Origin of the sequence: Hymenobacter sediminicola (assembly GCF_014250515.1) — a bacterium.
In the GTDB taxonomy this organism is placed as follows: domain Bacteria; phylum Bacteroidota; class Bacteroidia; order Cytophagales; family Hymenobacteraceae; genus Hymenobacter; species Hymenobacter sediminicola.
Genome location: NZ_CP060202.1, coordinates 1,116,796 through 1,133,342 on the forward strand (window position 1 = coordinate 1,116,796; position 16,547 = coordinate 1,133,342).

18 protein-coding genes are annotated in these 16,547 nt (G+C 58.0%); 10 read left to right on the forward strand and 8 right to left on the reverse strand.

The window, feature by feature from the left end:
• Nucleotides 1–93: 93 nt before the first annotated feature.
• Complete coding sequence (locus H4317_RS04765; protein WP_185889006.1) at nt 94–501, reverse strand: EVE domain-containing protein; 408 nt, start codon at nt 499–501, stop codon at nt 94–96.
• A gap of 72 nt (nt 502–573) precedes the next feature.
• Entirely contained in the window at nt 574–969 is a 396-nt protein-coding gene (locus tag H4317_RS04770; protein ID WP_185889007.1) for a hypothetical protein, read from the reverse strand.
• A gap of 183 nt (nt 970–1,152) precedes the next feature.
• Between H4317_RS04770 and polX the strand changes: the two genes are divergently transcribed.
• The 5 genes from polX (at nt 1,153) to H4317_RS04795 (ending at nt 5,133) form a co-directional block, all read left to right on the forward strand.
• Nucleotides 1,153–2,907, forward strand: a complete 1,755-nt coding sequence (polX, locus tag H4317_RS04775; RefSeq protein WP_185889008.1) for a DNA polymerase/3'-5' exonuclease PolX — start codon at nt 1,153–1,155, stop codon at nt 2,905–2,907.
• 9 nt (nt 2,908–2,916) lie between these two features.
• Nucleotides 2,917–3,981: a glycosyltransferase family 9 protein gene (locus H4317_RS04780; protein WP_185889009.1), complete on the forward strand. Its 1,065-nt coding sequence runs from the start codon at nt 2,917–2,919 to the stop codon at nt 3,979–3,981.
• A 94-nt stretch (nt 3,982–4,075) separates the two neighbouring features.
• Nucleotides 4,076–4,387: a phosphoribosylpyrophosphate synthetase gene (locus H4317_RS04785; protein ID WP_185889010.1), complete on the forward strand. Its 312-nt coding sequence runs from the start codon at nt 4,076–4,078 to the stop codon at nt 4,385–4,387.
• Between the two features lie 3 nt (nt 4,388–4,390).
• The gene (locus H4317_RS04790; protein WP_185889011.1) at nt 4,391–4,852 is read left to right on the forward strand and encodes an OsmC family protein; all 462 of its coding nucleotides are present in this window, start codon (nt 4,391–4,393) and stop codon (nt 4,850–4,852) included.
• Between the two features lie 11 nt (nt 4,853–4,863).
• On the forward strand, nt 4,864–5,133 hold the full coding sequence (locus tag H4317_RS04795) for a UBP-type zinc finger domain-containing protein (RefSeq protein WP_185889012.1): 270 nt from the start codon (nt 4,864–4,866) through the stop codon (nt 5,131–5,133).
• Between the two features lie 129 nt (nt 5,134–5,262).
• Here H4317_RS04795 and serS read toward each other — a convergent pair whose 3' ends face one another.
• Nucleotides 5,263–6,537, reverse strand: a complete 1,275-nt coding sequence (gene serS, locus H4317_RS04800; RefSeq protein ID WP_185889013.1) for a serine--tRNA ligase — start codon at nt 6,535–6,537, stop codon at nt 5,263–5,265.
• 485 nt (nt 6,538–7,022) lie between these two features.
• Between serS and rho the strand changes: the two genes are divergently transcribed.
• Nucleotides 7,023–9,167, forward strand: a complete 2,145-nt coding sequence (gene rho / locus H4317_RS04805) for a transcription termination factor Rho (RefSeq protein WP_185889014.1) — start codon at nt 7,023–7,025, stop codon at nt 9,165–9,167.
• A gap of 158 nt (nt 9,168–9,325) precedes the next feature.
• The gene (locus tag H4317_RS04810) at nt 9,326–9,982 is read left to right on the forward strand and encodes a DsbA family protein (protein ID WP_185889015.1); all 657 of its coding nucleotides are present in this window, start codon (nt 9,326–9,328) and stop codon (nt 9,980–9,982) included.
• A 75-nt stretch (nt 9,983–10,057) separates the two neighbouring features.
• Here H4317_RS04810 and H4317_RS04815 read toward each other — a convergent pair whose 3' ends face one another.
• From H4317_RS04815 to H4317_RS04835, 5 genes are all read right to left on the reverse strand, one after another.
• The gene (locus H4317_RS04815; protein WP_185889016.1) at nt 10,058–10,681 is read right to left on the reverse strand and encodes a hypothetical protein; all 624 of its coding nucleotides are present in this window, start codon (nt 10,679–10,681) and stop codon (nt 10,058–10,060) included.
• 85 nt (nt 10,682–10,766) lie between these two features.
• Nucleotides 10,767–11,639, reverse strand: coding sequence for a UbiA family prenyltransferase (locus H4317_RS04820; RefSeq protein WP_185889017.1), 873 nt, complete (start codon nt 11,637–11,639; stop codon nt 10,767–10,769).
• A gap of 131 nt (nt 11,640–11,770) precedes the next feature.
• Nucleotides 11,771–12,562, reverse strand: coding sequence for a class I SAM-dependent methyltransferase (locus tag H4317_RS04825; RefSeq protein WP_185889018.1), 792 nt, complete (start codon nt 12,560–12,562; stop codon nt 11,771–11,773).
• 83 nt (nt 12,563–12,645) lie between these two features.
• Complete coding sequence (locus H4317_RS04830; protein ID WP_185889019.1) at nt 12,646–13,086, reverse strand: hypothetical protein; 441 nt, start codon at nt 13,084–13,086, stop codon at nt 12,646–12,648.
• A 142-nt stretch (nt 13,087–13,228) separates the two neighbouring features.
• Nucleotides 13,229–13,681: a hypothetical protein gene (locus tag H4317_RS04835; protein ID WP_185889020.1), complete on the reverse strand. Its 453-nt coding sequence runs from the start codon at nt 13,679–13,681 to the stop codon at nt 13,229–13,231.
• A gap of 74 nt (nt 13,682–13,755) precedes the next feature.
• On the opposite strand from H4317_RS04835, the gene H4317_RS04840 reads away from it, so the two are divergent.
• The 3 genes from H4317_RS04840 to H4317_RS04850 all read left to right on the forward strand — a co-directional run bounded on the left by H4317_RS04840 (nt 13,756) and on the right by H4317_RS04850 (nt 16,528).
• Nucleotides 13,756–14,397 carry a hypothetical protein gene (locus H4317_RS04840; protein WP_185889021.1) on the forward strand — a complete coding sequence of 214 codons (642 nt, stop codon included), beginning with the start codon at nt 13,756–13,758 and terminating at the stop codon, nt 14,395–14,397.
• A gap of 98 nt (nt 14,398–14,495) precedes the next feature.
• Nucleotides 14,496–14,795, forward strand: coding sequence for a winged helix-turn-helix domain-containing protein (locus H4317_RS04845; RefSeq protein ID WP_185889022.1), 300 nt, complete (start codon nt 14,496–14,498; stop codon nt 14,793–14,795).
• A gap of 116 nt (nt 14,796–14,911) precedes the next feature.
• Nucleotides 14,912–16,528, forward strand: a complete 1,617-nt coding sequence (locus H4317_RS04850; protein WP_185889023.1) for a DUF4153 domain-containing protein — start codon at nt 14,912–14,914, stop codon at nt 16,526–16,528.
• Nucleotides 16,529–16,547 lie beyond the last annotated feature (19 nt).

Consider the following 16,547-nt stretch of genomic DNA (forward strand, 5'->3'; position numbering starts at 1 on the left):
TGGGCGCAACAGGGTTCAGTAAGATACGGCGAAGCAGGCGCAAAGTCACGTCTGGTTTCAGGAAAAACCAAGCTCGACACCGCAGCCGCCAGCTTATGCGCCTAACTCCAGAATCGTATCGAATTCTGCGGCTTTTAACGGCATCACTGACAGGCGCGACTGGCGCAGTAGCCCAATCTGGTTGAGGCGTTCATCTTGCTTGATACGGGCCAGCGAAACCGGTTGCTGCAGCGCATGTTGGGGTTTCAGATGCACGGCCACCCAGCCGCTTCCGGCTTCGGCAGTGGCATCGGGGGAGGCCGGGGCTGCTACTTCGGCTATACCCACCACCTGCTTTTCGCTTACGCTGTGGTAATAGAGCACCAAGTCGCCGGGCTGCATCTGCTGGAGGAAGTTGCGGGCCTGGTAGTTGCGTACGCCGGTCCAGTCGGTGCCGCCGTCGCGCAGAAGGTCGGCCCAGGAATAGGCTTCAGGTTCGGATTTGACGAGCCAGTAGTTCAAACGAAGGGAGTGAAGTGAAGACAAAGAGTAGGCAAACTTACGGTGTGCAGCTTCACCACCACCAGCCGCTCTTTACTTCTCTATACGCCGCACCTTCAGCACATCGTTTTCCAGCGACACAATTTCGAGTTGATAGTCGGGGTCTTTCTTATCATCGAGGGAGATGCGCAGAGTATGGTCGTTTTCTGCAGCCCAGGTGCCTTTGTGGCCTTCTAAGCCGTCGGTAGGCGCAATGTCGAACTGGGTGAATATGCCATTGTGTTCAAAGGCGAAGCCCGTACGGCCGCGCGAGGGCGGAAAAGCGTACGTATTGGGCCGGTACACCTGCACGTCGCCCTGGTCTTCTTCGTGGGCGTGCAGCCATGTGCGCTCCAACTGCTTGAGCTTGGTAGCGGCTTTGGTGCCGGGTTGGCAAGTGGCCGCCAGCAACGCCACGCACAGCACGGCCAAAACAGTGAACAAACGCATACAGTACAAGGCTGAGAAGTGAAACAAACTGCCGGCTCAACTACCGGCCACGGCAGGCAAAAGTAGCAGCGAAACCAGTGGTATGGTATACGCTGCCACAACTGCCAGGAGTTTTGCGTCCTCAAGCTACAACTTTGCCCGTACCTTTACCTGCTATCCTTGCCACCCTCACGTTCTACCCCTTTGGACAACCGCGCCCTGATTCGTGCCTTCCGCCTGACGGCCCAGCTGATGGAGCTGCACGAAGAAAATCCGTTTAAAATCCGGGCATACGAAGGCACCGCCAACGCGCTGGAACAGCTCAGTGTACCGGTGGCCGACATCGAGCGGCATGGCCTGCCCGACCGCACTGGCCTGAGCAAAACAGCCGCCGCCAAAGTGGCCGAAATGCTCGATACCGGCTCGTTTGATGAACTGACGCGCCTGCTGGCCGCTACGCCTCCTGGCGTGGTAGAGCTGCTGAAGGTGAAAGGCATTGGCCCCAAGAAAATCCGCAGCCTGTGGAAAGAACTGGGTATCGAAGGGCCCGAGCAGCTGCGCGAAGCCGCCCAGAACGACGAGGTGAGCAAGCTCAAAGGCTTCGGCCAGAAAACGCAGGAAGCTATTCTGGCGGCCCTCGAATTCACGGACCAGAGCCGCGGCAAGCTGCTGTATCCGCAGGCCGAAGAGCTGGCCGAGGACCTACTGGGCCGCCTCCAAGCTGTGGCCGGCGTGGAGCAAGCCGCCGTAGCTGGTGAAGTGCGCCGCCGCCTCGAAACCATCGAAAATGTAGCCCTCGTGGCCGCCACAACTCAGCCTGCGGCTGTGCACGCGCTACTCAATACGTTGGATGGCCTGACTACTGACCCACGCCGTAGCGGCCCGTTTGCGTGGCGAGGTACGGCTACAGCATCGGGCGTGAAGGTGGAAGTGCTGCTGGTGGCTCCGCAGGATTTCGTAAATCAATTGCTGCTGAACTCGGCGGCTGAGGAGCACCTGACCGGCGCGCTGGCCGAAGAAAACCAGCCGGGCCAACCCGCCACGCTACGCCAGTGGCTGAAACGGGAACAATTTGCCTCAGAGCAGGACATATACCAGCGCGCCGGCCTGCAATACGTGGAGCCCGAGCTGCGCGAAGGCCTATGGGAATTGCCGCTGGCTCGCGAAAATAAGCTGCCCCATCTGCTGGAAGATAGTGACCTGCGCGGCTCCTTGCACAACCACAGCACCTACTCCGACGGCAGCCACAGCCTGCGCGAAATGGCCACTTTCCTGCGCGACAACGGCTACGAGTACCTCGGCATCTGCGACCATTCGCAGGCGGCACACTACGCCAACGGCCTGCAGCCGGAGCGGGTGCGCCAGCAGCAGCGCGAAATTGATGAGTTGAACCAGGAATTGGCGCCGTTCCGCATCTTCAAGGGTATTGAGTCGGATATCCTGTCGGATGGCTCGTTGGACTACCCGCCGACGGTGCTCGAAACCTTCGATTTCATTGTCGCCTCGGTGCACTCCAACCTGAAAATGGACGAGCGCAAAGCCACCACGCGCGTGCTGCGGGCCATCGAAAACCCCTACACCACCATGCTGGGCCACCCTACGGGCCGCCTACTGCTGCGCCGCGAAGGTTACCCCCTCGACCACAAAGCCATCATCGACGCCTGCGCCAAGCACAACGTCATCATCGAAATCAATGCCAACCCCTGGCGCCTCGACTTGGACTGGCGCTGGGTGCACTACGCACTAGACCAGGGCGTGCAACTTAGTATCAATCCCGACGCGCACCACACCAACGGCTACGCCGATATGCGCTACGGCGTGTTTATGGGCCGCAAAGGCGGGCTGACCCGCGAGATGACCTTCAACGCCAAAACGGCCGCGGAAGTAGCTGATTATTTCGCCCAGCGCAAAGCCAATATCAAGCCGCCGCTGGAGTTCCAGGATTCGCTGTTTGGGTAGGAGAGACGCATGAAAATCCTGATTCTGCGCTTTTCCTCCATCGGCGACATTGTGCTGACCACGCCCGTGGTGCGGGCTGTGAGGCAGCAGGTGTCAGGCGCGGTGGTGCATTTCTGTACCAAGCCCAGCTACCGCGGCATCATGGCTGCCAACCCCTACGTCGATAAGGTACATTGCCTCACTGGCTCACTACGCGAGCTAGTGGCTGAATTGAAGGCGGAGCAGTTCGATTTCGTAGTGGATTTGCATAACAACCTGCGCACCACGTTGCTCAAAGCGCAACTGGGCGTGAAGTCGGCCAGCTTCGATAAGCTGAACGGCCGTAAATGGCTGCTCGTAAATCTGAAAATAAACACGCTGCCGCCCATCCACATCGTAGACCGATACCTGGCTGCTGCCGCACCGTTGGGCGTGAAAAACGATGGTGAAGGGCTGGATTATTTTATTCCGCCTCAGGACGAAGTAGACCTCACTGTTGCGCTGCCAGCTGGATTTCAGCGCGGCTACGTGGCGTTTGCTATTGGGGCGCAGCACGCTACCAAGCGGCTACCCGTAGAGCGCATCATCGAGTTATGCGGGTTGCTGCGGCGGCCGGTAGTGCTGCTCGGTGGCCCTGAGGATGAGAGTACTGGTCACATCATCGAGTTGGCTTTCGATAAGGGGGCCGCCGCTTCGCCACCCGCCGAGGGCCGCATTCCAGATAGTCCGTACTACTTCCCGGCTCAAGTACCTGGCGGCCAACCTAGCACTGTCATCTACAATGCCTGCGGCAAATTCAACCTGAATCAGTCGGCATCATTAGTGAAGCAGGCCAGCTTGGTAGTAAGCCACGATACTGGCCTGATGCACATTGCGGCGGCATTTCGGAAGGAGATTTTCAGCATCTGGGGCAACACGGTACCCGAGTTCGGCATGTACCCTTACCGCACCGAATTTCGGGTGCTGGAGGTGCAAGGCCTATCGTGCCGGCCATGCTCTAAAATAGGCTACGCGAAGTGCCCGCAAGGCCACTTCAAATGCATGCGCGACATCCAATTCAATCTGGGTTTGCCGCCCGCGCACGATGGCCGGTAGCTAAGGCATCCGTAATTCGGCGGGTTAGCACTGAATCTGGATGCCAGATAGTAGAATTGCGCTATCTTCTGTTTCAGATTTAGCTTTTCTGCCCATGAGCCTTTATTCCTACGACACCCTCAGCGAAGCCATGCACGACTTGCAGCAGCGCGGCTACGACCAAGATTTCAACCTCACCAACGACTACCTGCACTGCCCCGGCCTCGATTTGGAGCTGTACCCGCAGCATTTTCAGGTGCGTGAGGTCTACCGCTTCGAAGGCGAAACCGACCCAGGCGACGAAAACGTGCTATACGCTATTGAATCCAACCAGGGAGTAAAAGGGCTACTGGTAAGCGCCTTCGGGGCCTACTCCGAACCCATCAATGACGAGCTGATGCACAAACTCAACATGCCTCAGGCCTAAGTTATGCTGGAGGCACCTGAGAAATCTGTACTGGTAAAAGTCGGTCCGGAGGCGCTGCTGGCCGATGTGCAGGCCGGCCGCCACACGTGGTTTGTGGATGAGCCCGTAGAAGTTGGCGGCCAAGACCGGGGCCCAACTCCGTACGACCTGCTGCTTTCGGCGCTGGGGGCCTGTACGGCCATCACGCTACGCCTCTACGCCACCCAGAAAAAGTGGCCGCTCGAGGGCATTGAAGTGCGCCTGCGCCACCAGCGCGTGCATGAGCAAGATTGCGAAAAGTGCGAACAGCCCGGCCACATGCTGGAAGAAGTGCAGAAGGAACTTCGCCTGTTAGGTCCCCTTACCGAAGAGCAGCGCCAGCGTCTCGAGCTCATTTCGCAGAAATGCCCGGTGCAGAAAACCCTGACCAATAGTCTGCGCATCGTCACGCGGCTGGTGCCGGCCGATACTGGTTTTTCCGCCTAGAATTTACTGATATGGCTCTTTGTGCTCATCTGTCGGCGCTTGATGCCGACAACCTCTTGGTACCGGATCAGCTTATCTGCCCCGAGTGCGTCGCCCTCGGCGACCGTTGGGTACACCTGCGCACATGCCAGACGTGCGGCCACGTCGGCTGCTGCGACGACTCCAAGAACAAGCACGCAACCAAGCATTTTCATGCTACCCAGCATCCGGTAGTTGCCTCCGCCGAGCTTGGCGAGCAGTGGGTGTGGTGCTACGTCGACGAGCAAATGGCGGAGTACTGAGGCTACATGGTAGGCATATTGCTACTTCCCATTCAACAAATCCTTTCGAACAGAAAAGCGCCTCCCACTGCCAATGGGAGGCGCTTTTCTGTTACTGAAAGCCGAATAGCTAGTGGTGAGAATAAGATTCTAACCGATTTTGCTGAACCCGCAGTAAGAGTGCAACACTTCCGGCAGATGAATACCATCTTCCTGCTGGTTGTTTTCGAGCAGGGCCGCCACAATGCGGGGCAGGGCCAGAGCCGAGCCGTTGAGCGTGTGCAGCAGTTGCGGTTTGCCGTTTTCGGTGCGGTAGCGCAGTTTCAGGCGGTTGGCCTGGTAGGTTTCGAAGTTCGATGCCGAACTGACTTCCAGCCAACGCTGCTGAGCGGCGCTCCACACTTCCAGGTCGAAGGTGAGGGCGGACGTGAAGCCCATGTCGCCGCCGCAGAGGCGCAGCACGCGGTAGGGAAGGCCCAGCTTCTGCAACAGCCCTTCGATGTGGGCTACCATGCCTTCCAGCGCCTCGTAGCTGTTCTCCGGCTGCGTAATCTGCACAATTTCTACTTTGTCGAACTGATGCAGGCGGTTGAGGCCGCGCACGTGCGCACCCCAGGAGCCAGCCTCCCGGCGGAAACACGGCGTGTAACCGGCATTCCGGATGGGCAGCTGGTCAACGGGCACTATTTCGTCGCGGTACAGGTTTGTGATGGGAACCTCAGCTGTCGGAATCAGGTACAGGTCGTCGGCGGTGGCGTGGTACATCTGACCTTCCTTATCGGGTAGCTGACCGGTGCCGTAGCCGCTGGCCTCGTTTACCAGAATCGGCGGCTGAATCTCTGTGTAGCTGGCATTACGTGCCTCGTCCAAGAAAAAGTTGATGAGGGCACGCTGCAGACGGGCGCCTTGGCCTTTGTACACCGGAAAGCCCGCGCCGGTAATCTTGTTGCCCAGGGCGAAATCAATGATGTCGTACTGCTCAATCAGGTCCCAGTGCGGTTTAGCGGCCGCATACAGTTCCGGCTTATTGCCTACTTCCCGCACTACTTCGTTGTCATCGGCCGAAAAACCGGCTGGTACGCTGCTATGGGGCAGGTTGGGCAGCTTGTAGAGGGTCTGTTGCAGCTCTTTCTCTACCTCAATCAGTTCCTCGGTGTGCGCTTTGGTGTGTTGCTTCAGTTCGGCAGTACGGGCCTTCAAAACCTCGGCTTCGGCTTTGTTGCCGGCTTTCATGAGGCCCCCAATCTGCCGGGCCAGCTCGTTCGCCTCCGCTTGAGCCGAGTCGTGGGAGGTTTGCAGATCTTTCCGGCGCTGGTCGAGCGTCAGGATGGCCTGCACGTCGGCTTCGGCAGTTTTATAATTTCTCTTGGCCAGGCCCGCCAGCACGGCCTCGGTGTGTTCTTTCAGGACAGAAACTTGCAGCATAACGGCAGAAAACGCAGGATGTAACACGGCAAAAGTAGAGTAATGATTTCGCAGATTCTACGGCTGCTGTATATTCAGCCGGTAAATTATGCTGCTGGCCCCGCCAACCAAATCTTCCCTTCGTTCGTTCTCAAGTCACTCGCTCCAACCACTTTCCGCATTGCCGGGTCTGCCAGACAGGAATTGGAGGGGAAACAAATACTTTGAAATTCGTAGAATCTGCAAAATCCGTATTCCGGTTTGGCAGTTCGGCCGTATTACGCTAACATTGCGCTAGTAAGCCGGCTGCTGATGCCGGGCCCGTCGATGATTTTCATCTGTCCGGCCCGCGGTTATTTTCCAGCACCACCCGCCCATTACCACCCTTTTCGATTCTCTGCCGTGCTGAATGCCGCTGCTGCGGCTCCCGGGCATTGCCACATTCGCGGCAATGTGCCGCTGTTGGTTGTGCTTCCGCCTGATTTTTCCTCCCCCTCATTGCCCTTATGTACACTATCGAAGAGTTAAAAGACCGTTTGCTTTCTGATCTGAAAGAAATTGCGGAAGAACTCAACGTTGGCAACTTCAAGAAATTAAGCAAGCAGGATCTGATTTATAAGATTCTCGATCAGCAGGCCGTATTGCCTGCCGACAAGCTTCCCCTTAAAGTAAAACCAGCTGCCAAAGCGCGTCTGGAGCCGGCTTTTTCTGACGTAGCCGCCCCAACAACAGCTGCCGATGTTGCGGTTGCGCCGGCCCCACGGCCCGTTGCGGTCCGCTCGCGCGCTGCCAAAGCGCCGGCCGCCAAAACTGCTACTGTAGCCGCTGAGCCATCTGCACCTATTGCCGAGCCCTTGGTAGCACCCGCTCCGGTAGAGGCACCCGCACTCATTGCTGCTCCTGCTACGGAGGTAGCCGCTGAGCCTGCAGTTGCTGCCGAGCGCCCGGTAAAGCCATATCAACGGCCTGAGCGCCGGACCCGGGAGAATACGGGCCGTGGCAGCCGCATTGCCGGCGCTGCCGAAGAATCGGCCGCAGCTATGCCTTCCCAGGCTGCTGAGCTGACTGCTGTGGCATCACCAGCCCAAGTAGTTGCTGATGTAGTAGAAACAGCAGTTCCTGCTGAAACTGTTGCCACCGAAACGGCTCCCGCTCCCCGCATTTTCCGCCCCGAGCGCCAGGAATCATTGCCACGGCCGCTACGTGACCAGCCCCGTGAGCGGGAAGGCCGCGACGGACGGGACCTGCGCAACGGTAGCAGCGACGTGGCTCGCCCGACGGATATTCCGCGCGAGTTACGCCCCGACCAGCAGCCTCGTACAGACCGCCCAGAGCGGGACCCAAACCGCCCGTTGCGAGACCAGACCCGCACAGACCGTCCGGAGCGGGATGGCCTTCGCCCAGAGCGTGACAGCAACCGCCCTGACCGGGAGCAGCGCCGTGAGGACCGCTACGCCGCTCGGGAGCAGCAGCGGCAGCAGCGCCAGGAAGGCGGCCAGCAACAACAGCCTCAGCAGCGTCCCCGCAACGATTTTGATATCGTGATAGAGGGCGAGGGCACGCTGGAAATGATGCCCGATGGTGGCTACGGTTTCCTGCGCAGCCCGTTCTACAACTACCTTTCCTCGCCCGACGACATTTATGTGGCGCCGCAGCAGGTGAAGCAGTTCTCGCTGAAAGCCGGCGACACGGTGAAATGCACTATTCGTCCACCGCGTGAAGGGGAGAAGTATTTTGCACTGGTTGGCGTAGAGACCATCAACGGACGGGCCGTGGAAGAAGCACGTGACCGGGTGCCTTTCAGCAGCCTCACGCCGCTTTTCGCGGAAGAGCGCCTGAAGCTTTCCACCAAATCAAGCCAGTACAGCACCCGCATCCTAGACCTGTTTGCCCCTATCGGCAAAGGCCAGCGGGGCCTGATTGTGGCGCAGCCCAAAACCGGTAAGACGGTGCTGCTGCAGGAAATTGCCAACGCCATCAGCGAAAACCACCCCGAGGTGTACCTGATGATTCTGCTGATTGATGAACGCCCGGAAGAAGTAACGGATATGGCCCGCTCGGTGAAAGCCGAAGTGCTCAGTTCCACCTTCGACGAAACCGCTGACCGCCACGTGAAAATTGCCAGCATTGCGCTAGATAAGGCCAAGCGCCTCGTAGAGTGTGGCCACGATGTCGTGATTCTGCTCGACTCGATTACGCGCCTGGCGCGGGCTTACAATACGGTGCAGCCCGCTTCCGGCAAGATTCTCTCGGGTGGTGTAGATGCCAATGCACTGCACAAGCCCAAGCGTTTCTTTGGGGCGGCCCGCAACGTGGAAAACGGTGGCTCGCTCACCATCATTGCCACCGCCCTCATCGAAACCGGCTCCAAGATGGACGAGGTAATCTTTGAGGAATTCAAAGGTACTGGCAACATGGAACTGCAGCTGGACCGCAAACTGGCCAACAAGCGCATTTTCCCCGCCATCGATGTGCCGGCTTCCGGTACGCGCCGCGAAGACTTGCTTATGAGCAAGGAAGAGCTGAGCCGTATCTGGGTGCTGCGCAAATTCATGGCCGACATGACGCCCGCTGAAGCCATGGAGTTCCTCAAAGACCGCATGAAAGGTACCCGTGACAACAGCGAATTTCTGCTGGCTATGAACGGGTAATTACCTTCTGTTGCCTACTTGATTCTGTCATCCTGAGCAAAGCGAAAGACCTCACGACAAAACGAACTGTTATTGCGACAATCGTTATGTGTGGTAAGGTCCTTCGCGCTGTTCGGGATGACAGTTTTTTGTTTACTCATTTCAACAATTGATTTCCGATGCCCCAACACCAGCCTGCCGACCGTCCCGAACTGCTTTACCTGTTTGATCCGCTCTGCGGCTGGTGCTATGGCATGAGCCCGGTGATACAGCGGGTGCAGCAGGAGTTTGCGGGGCAGCTTGATGTGTCGGTGCTGTGCGGCGGCATGGTGCTAGGCGAGCAGGTAGGCCCTATCCGCCACGACTGGCAGTATATCAGCGGTGCGCTGCAGCAGGTGGAGCGTGTTACCGGTGTAGAGTTCGGGGCTGCGTTTCGGGCGCTGGGCGAGGAGGGAAGCTACGTGCAGGACTCGGAGCCGCCCAGCTGGGCTATCAACGTGTTTCGCCAGCTCAACCAAAGCCAGACGGCCCGCTTCGCACACGACATCCAGGTAGCCTATTTCCGCGACGGGGCCGACCTGAACGAACCGAAAACCTACCTGCCACTAGCTACGGCGTACGGTGTTGATGGGGCCGACTTTCTGCGTCGCCTCACGTTGCCGGAAACCGCCCTGGCTACACGCCAAGAGTTTGCTGCAGTAGCAAAAATTGGGTTGCAGGGGTTTCCTACCGCCATTCTGCGGGTTGGGAGCCAAGGGTATGTACTGGCGCGGGGCTATCAGCCGTACGAAACGTTTGCCGAAGGGCTTCGCCAGGCGCTAGAGCAGGCAGAGTAAATTATTACGCTTGCAAAACAGAAGGCGTCTTCTCTATTGGTAGAGAAGACGCCTTTTTCATAACTGGTAACTTACCTAGCTGCCCAGGCCGGGTAGCTGCACCACCTGCTTGGTGCGGGGCGAATACGCAATGCGCCGCCGGTCTTCCTTGCCTACCAGATACACAAACCCTACCGCATCGGGACGTTTCTGGATATCTTCCCACGTTGCCCGGTCAGCACCGCCTTCCTGGTAGGTATCTTTGGCGGCCAGAGCGGGCTTGCGGAAGTTTTTTTCGGCGAAAAACTCATCCATGCGGCGCCGGATATAAGCTTCGCGCTCCGCAGGAGTGACGGTTGGTGTCTTCATCTCATTCACCATGCTGGCTTCCAGATCAGCAGGAGTAAGTATTTCGCGGAAGATAACCTGGCCGGCAGCGTCTGTGATGGTGAAGGTGATTTCGCCGGTTAGCACGTCCTTGCCGCGCAACGTCAGCCGAAATTCATCCGGAGAAGCCGGCGCAGAAAATACATGGCGGCTACGGACGGTTTTGAGCGTATCGGACTGCGGTGTGGTGGCGCGGGCCCGGGCGGTATCCATCGGCTCCAGCCGCGTTACGGTATCGGGCGTAGTTGCGGAGGCTGGTGGGGCCTGCCGCGTATCGGGCGTGGAGCAAGCAACCAACAGGCCGAAAAGCGGAAAAAGTAACGCGGTACGCATGGCAAGACAGAGCTGATAGTTTCTGCCGCCAATACGCGGTTTGCTTCATTTGTGTTGAGTAGCAACTGGGAAGGAGGCGGCCATGTTACCAGAGTAGCATCAGAATAAAAGCCACGCTCAGGCACACTGATGATACTTGGTTCATGCGCATGGTATGCTCGAAATCGGCAGCAGATGGGTTGCGCCACACCGCCCAGGCCCAGCGGCTAAACAGAAAAACGACCGGCCCGGTAGCCACCAGAAAAATAAGCAGATGCCTGATTTCCTGGCGCAGCCACAGCGCATACGCCAGCATGGCCGCGCCCGTGAGCAAGCCAATAGCTGCAAACACAAACGTACCGCGGATACCCAACAACAGACTCAGTGTCCGGTCGCCCCGGCGAGCATCCTCTTGGTGCTGGTACACTTGTGTAAGCGGGTAGGAACCGCACAGAAACAGGCTGCTCACAAGGGCCAGCAGCAGGTTGGTAGGTTCTGCAATGGCATCCCAGGAAGCCCCAACGCCCACCTGCGTCATCAGGAACGTGAAGGCACCCTGGAATACTACCACCACCAGCGTGCTAAGTAGTGGGTATTTCTTGAGCCGGATACCTTCGTAACTGTAGGCTTTCGAAACCAGCAGATAGACGGCGACCAGCAGGCCAAACCACGGGTTCAGGAGCACGCCGCCCAGCACGGCCAGCCCATCGAACAGATACACCAGATGCAGCAGCTCCACCGATACTTTGGGCGGGTGTTGCAGACCACCAATGCTGCCTTCGTCCCGGTCATAGTAGGAGTTATAGCCGTTAGAAGCCGGGTAAGCCAGCAGGTGCAGCACCACAAACGCGCCTCCGGCCCGCCACCCACTAATCGGCTCCCGCAGGGCACTCAGCCCAAACCAGAAAATGGGCATTAGGTACACAGAAAACGGAATGCGCAGCAGCGGGAGGGCTTTGCGGTAGTTAGGTAGTAGCAAGTAGCAACGCGGAATTAGGGAGGATGAAGCCCGGTTTGGTGAAGCAAGCAGGCCAAGCAACCCGTTTGGAGTTGCTGACGCAGTGCCCGGCTTCAAAGAAGCCCCAATTACTCATTACTAATTATCAATTACTAATTACTCGCTGGCACCCCAATCAGGTAGGTTACCTGCGGGCCCCAGGTGTGGCGGACTTTGCCCGCCTGCCACTCGAAACGGCCTTCCGGATCGGCGCGGCGCGCCAGGGCCAATAGTTGCTCCGGCGGATACATGCGCAGTATAGAAACCGTCCCGTCCCAGATAGTAAACAGCGGAATGAGCGGCACTACATAGGTAAACAGCAGTCGGCTGAGCCGAAAAGGCCGGATAAAGGGAGTGATAAGCAACTGTGCGACGGGCAGCACGGTCCAGGCCAGGAGAATTTCCAGCCACGATTTCCCGGCGCCTTCAAATACCCCAATTCCGGCCTGCTGCCGCACGGCATCCGCCAGTAGCGCCTCCGCGTGCGGTGGCGCGAAGTGGTGAAAAGCCGAAAATACCGTGCGAAAACCACCCAGTTCGGGCGGTACAGCCAATGCGTCTACACTTGCAGGCTCGAAAGAAAGGCCCGGAGTGCGGGCCGATAGCAGCTGCCAGGCTACCGGCTGGGGATACAGATCAGTGAGCGTGACTTGGGCATCTGGAAGACCGTTTTCGCGCAGACTACGCAACACGCCTTCGGTGCCGCCACCCGCGCCAGCGCATAGCTCCAGCAGGTGAGTCGCGCGGCCGGTTTTCAACAGGGCCTCGCGCAGCAGTGGCACAATAGGCTGGTAGGTGCCCAGCGCTGAAATCATGAAGCGCAGGTAGTCCATCATGCCGGCCCGCACAACAGCCGGGAACCAAGGTAGGTCTTCAAACTCGAACAGTTGGAGGCGTAGTTTCACCCCCGAACATACGCAGAACCCAACCGGCGCGGCTGTGCGCTACAGCAAGCCGCCAGATGAATTCCAGAAAGCTCTTGCTGGCCTCAGTAGCCGGATTTCCGGCTGTAGTAGTCGTCTTCAATAACATACGTGCCGTTTGCAGCGCTTCGATGCCGCCAGCGTATGGTCAGGCTTTTCTCCGATAAGCCTAGCACAATACGCTCCTCTAGCGGAATGCCGACGCCTTCCTGAAAGTAGAAGGTTAGCTGGCGCCCTTGCTGCGCAAACACCAGCGGGGCATAGCGAGTATCGGGCGTGTGATAATTAATTATGGAAGAAGACGCTATGGCCATCGGGGCTACAGAAGGGGCTGGTGTCCTCTTTTGCACATAAATGCGTTTGTCGGCGCCATCATAGTAGTGCAGCGTGGCACTGGTCAGATTCCACCGGCCTTCCAGGGAAGCAGGTTCTTCCTTTTTGCAGCTACTGGCACCAAGCAAGGCAAAAAGAGCGAAATACGTTGTACGCGCTATTCGGGTAAGCATGTCAGCTATAGGAGTAGGGAATGTGTTAGGGAAACTACTTGAAGACAACCCAGCACAAAAAAAGGGCCACTTACTATCAGATAGGCCACTACCAGCTGACAGCGGCCCGCCGCGCCACGCCCACCTGGCTCAGGCCCAGCCATCACGCCGCTGCCACCGATGCTACCAGCCACGGCAAGCTCAGGCCGAAAAACAGAACTAGGCTACCTTCCATTCGCTGCATTATTGGAACGTCAAATATGAAAGGAATGCTTAGGCCGGACTGCCGATACAACTGCCAGAATCCCCAGAAAGCCGCTACGGCTCCTTCGAATACCAGCGCCGTACCGAGCAGCAGCCCGGCAGTGGAAGTTGCCTCACGGAACACCCGGCGCATCAACGGCAGCCGCACCAGATTGCCCAGTAAGGCCGGCAGTCCGGCGAGCAGGAATAGAATAACAAGCGTGTAGAGCAGCTCCTCGAATAAGCGGGACAGCCAGTTGGTGCTGTAGTAAAACGACAAGAAAAGCAGGAAAATAGCTCCTAAGAGCAGCATTCCCCACCACCACGAAAGCCAAAAGTGTCGCTTGGCCAGCGTCCAGGAGTCGGGTTTCATAGAATAAATATAGGCTAGTGCTTGCGAAGGCGAAAAACTTTACTTTGCTTTGCAATACAAAGTGCTTTTTAGACATGACGAAGCCTGCCGTAGATCCATTAGTCCAACTCACCGAGATTCGCGCCATTATGGAGCGTTCCTCCCGCTTCATTTCGCTTAGCGGCCTGAGCGGGGTAGGGGCAGGCGTAGTAGCTCTAGTAGGGGCAGGTGCCAGCCACTGGTTTCTGCGCCACGAATACGGCGACCGGGGGTATTTGCGGCTGCTGGAAAGTACCGAGCAGGAGCGCACGTTGGTGCTGCCCTACCTGATGGCGCTGGCCGCCGCCATGATTGGGGCAGCGCTAGCCGTGGCTATTTTCTTCACGTTGCGCCGCGCCCGCCGGACGGGAACAGGGCTCTGGAACAGCATGGGCCGCCGCTTGGCTCTCAGCCTGGCCATTCCGCTGGTGGCGGGCGGCTTATTTTGCCTGGCTTTGTTCGTGCGTGGGGCCGTGAGCCTAGTGATACCGGGGCTGCTACTGTTCTACGGCCTAGCTTTGCTCAATGCCAGCAAGTACACTCTCGACGAAATCAGGGCGCTGGGCCTCACACAGATAGCACTTGGGCTGGTTGCAATGTTGCTGCCGGGGGCTGGATTGTTGTTCTTTGCGCTCGGGTTCGGGCTAGGACACATTGGCTACGGCTTGCTGATGTACAACCGCTACGAGCGTAAATAAGGCGGATGATGCGCAGCAGGTACTGACGGAAGATGGTCGCTCAGCCACAGCCTTCCCCCAGCACCTGACAACTATCAATCGACAACCAATCAGCATCCTTGAAACACGTCATTCACACGCTCAATAAAGCTTTTGACCACCGCGTGCGGCTGGGCGTGATGGCCGTGCTAATGGCAAATGATGCTGTAAGCTTCAATGAACTTAAAGAAGCCCTCGACCTCACCGACGGCAACCTCGCCAGCCACGTAGCCGCACTAGAAAAAGCAGGCTATGTGCAGGTCAGCAAGCAGTTTGTCGGCAAGAAACCCAATACGACTTACACTGCCTCTACGGAAGGCAAAGGCGCTTTTCAGGATCATTTGGCAGCTTTGGAAAAGCTTCTACGTGGGGGGAGCTAATTTTTTTGCCCTTTAACTTTGAAATACAAAGTTCTTTTGAATTGCAAATAAGCATTGGCCAGTTAGCTGCCGCTTACTACCGAAACCATCAAAAACATCATCTAATACCCAGAGCAATGAATACTTCCCTCCCGGTTGCGGGCTCCCGATTTGCGCCTGATGCTACACTGTCAGCGCCTCGTCTCACGCTTACTACTCTGCAGAAAGTGGCGCTGCCGCTCGGGGCCGTGCTCTTCGACCTGCTGTTCTGGCACGAGCGGATGGCGCTGAACATGCTGCTCTACACGCTGCTGGTGGTAGGAGTAGTGCTGGCCGGGCTGCCGCGGCATGCACCGCAGTGGCGCTCCAGATACTTCTGGCTTACGCTGGCCGGCACGTTGCTGAGTGCGGTAGCAGTGGCTTGGTATGGCTCCGGAGCGGCTCGTTTGGCGTGTGTGGCGTCGTTGGCGGTGTGGCTCGGCTACGTAAACCAGCCGCATTTGAAACTGGTAGTGTATGCCCTGGGCACCGCGCTGGGTAGTGGAGCGCAGGCGGTACCGGGGTTGCTGCGCCTGTTGCGGCTGCCAGGCAACTTAGGAGGCCGCGCTAACCGCGCCTGGTTTTATGGCCGCCTGCTGGGTGTGCCGCTGCTGGCGCTGGGTGTGTTTCACGTACTGTTTCTCATTGCCAATCCACGCTATGAAGCCGCGGCCAGTCAGGTTCTGGACATAGTAGGTAAGTGGCTGGATCTGCTGTTTTCACAGTTCTCGGTGCCGCATCTGCTGTTTTTCCTGCTGGGCTTGTGCCTGACCGGAGCCGCGCTGGTACTCGTGCCGGTTCATTATTTCGCCGATAGTGAGTCACGCTTCGGCGAGTTCATTCAGCGGCAGCGCGACCGGGTAGCTTCCTTTGCCGTGCGCCGCCCCGATTTCCGCGAGCAACGTTTCCGGGCGCTTGATCTGCGCAAGGAGTACCTGATTGCTCTGAGCCTGCTGGTGCTCGTAAATGTGCTACTGCTCGCCGTGAATGCCATTGATATCAATTGGCTGTGGTTTGGCTTCGAGCCTGCCCCCGGCTTCGACCTCACCCAATTTGTGCACGAGGGCACCTATGTGCTGATTCTGAGCATTCTGGTGGCCATGGGCATTGTGCTGTGGTTTTTCCGTTGCAACCTCAACTTTTACCAAGCTGGCCTACCACTGCTGCGCACCTTGGCCACGGTATGGGTGTTGCAAAATGCCGTACTGGCCGTGTCGGTGGGGCTGCGCAACTACTATTACATTCTGCACACAGGGCTGGCTTATAAGCGCATCGGGGTGTATGGCTTTCTGCTGCTGACCTTCTTTGGTCTCGCAACCGTGCTGCTCAAAATCTGGCAGCGCCGCTCGGCCTATTCGCTGGTGCGCCTGAATGCGCTGGCTGCATATGCGCTGCTGCTGGGCTTTGCGGTGGGAAACTGGGAAATCTGGATTGCGCGCTACAACCTGCGGCCCGAGCTGCAAACTCTCGACTACGGCTTTCTGCTCGATATGCCCGACCGGGTGCTGCCTATACTCGCCGCCCACCAGGATGTGCTGCCCCAGCGCCAGCTCGTGCACGAAATCTACGATGGCACCTGGACCAAGCTGGAGCCTACCGAAGCGGCCAAACGCCTGCGCCAGCGCCTCCAGGATTTCCGTGCCGCGCAGCAGGCCCGCAACTGGCCTAGCTACAACTACGCCGACTGGCAGGCCTACCAGGAACTGGCACAATAACCGGCTACTATTTCACCTG

Bases quoted from the DNA above. Each gene is read 5' to 3' on its own strand.
- H4317_RS04770 (WP_185889007.1), bottom strand. From the start codon at position 969: ATGCGTTTGTTCACTGTTTTGGCCGTGCTGTGCGTGGCGTTGCTGGCG.
- H4317_RS04780 (WP_185889009.1), top strand. From the start codon at position 2,917: ATGAAAATCCTGATTCTGCGCTTTTCCTCCATCGGCGACATTGTGCTG.
- H4317_RS04785 (WP_185889010.1), top strand. From the start codon at position 4,076: ATGAGCCTTTATTCCTACGACACCCTCAGCGAAGCCATGCACGACTTG.
- H4317_RS04790 (WP_185889011.1), top strand. From the start codon at position 4,391: ATGCTGGAGGCACCTGAGAAATCTGTACTGGTAAAAGTCGGTCCGGAG.
- H4317_RS04795 (WP_185889012.1), top strand. From the start codon at position 4,864: ATGGCTCTTTGTGCTCATCTGTCGGCGCTTGATGCCGACAACCTCTTG.
- serS (WP_185889013.1), bottom strand. From the start codon at position 6,537: ATGCTGCAAGTTTCTGTCCTGAAAGAACACACCGAGGCCGTGCTGGCG.
- rho (WP_185889014.1), top strand. From the start codon at position 7,023: ATGTACACTATCGAAGAGTTAAAAGACCGTTTGCTTTCTGATCTGAAA.
- H4317_RS04810 (WP_185889015.1), top strand. From the start codon at position 9,326: ATGCCCCAACACCAGCCTGCCGACCGTCCCGAACTGCTTTACCTGTTT.
- H4317_RS04815 (WP_185889016.1), bottom strand. From the start codon at position 10,681: ATGCGTACCGCGTTACTTTTTCCGCTTTTCGGCCTGTTGGTTGCTTGC.
- H4317_RS04830 (WP_185889019.1), bottom strand. From the start codon at position 13,086: ATGCTTACCCGAATAGCGCGTACAACGTATTTCGCTCTTTTTGCCTTG.
- H4317_RS04835 (WP_185889020.1), bottom strand. From the start codon at position 13,681: ATGAAACCCGACTCCTGGACGCTGGCCAAGCGACACTTTTGGCTTTCG.
- H4317_RS04840 (WP_185889021.1), top strand. From the start codon at position 13,756: ATGACGAAGCCTGCCGTAGATCCATTAGTCCAACTCACCGAGATTCGC.
- H4317_RS04850 (WP_185889023.1), top strand. From the start codon at position 14,912: ATGAATACTTCCCTCCCGGTTGCGGGCTCCCGATTTGCGCCTGATGCT.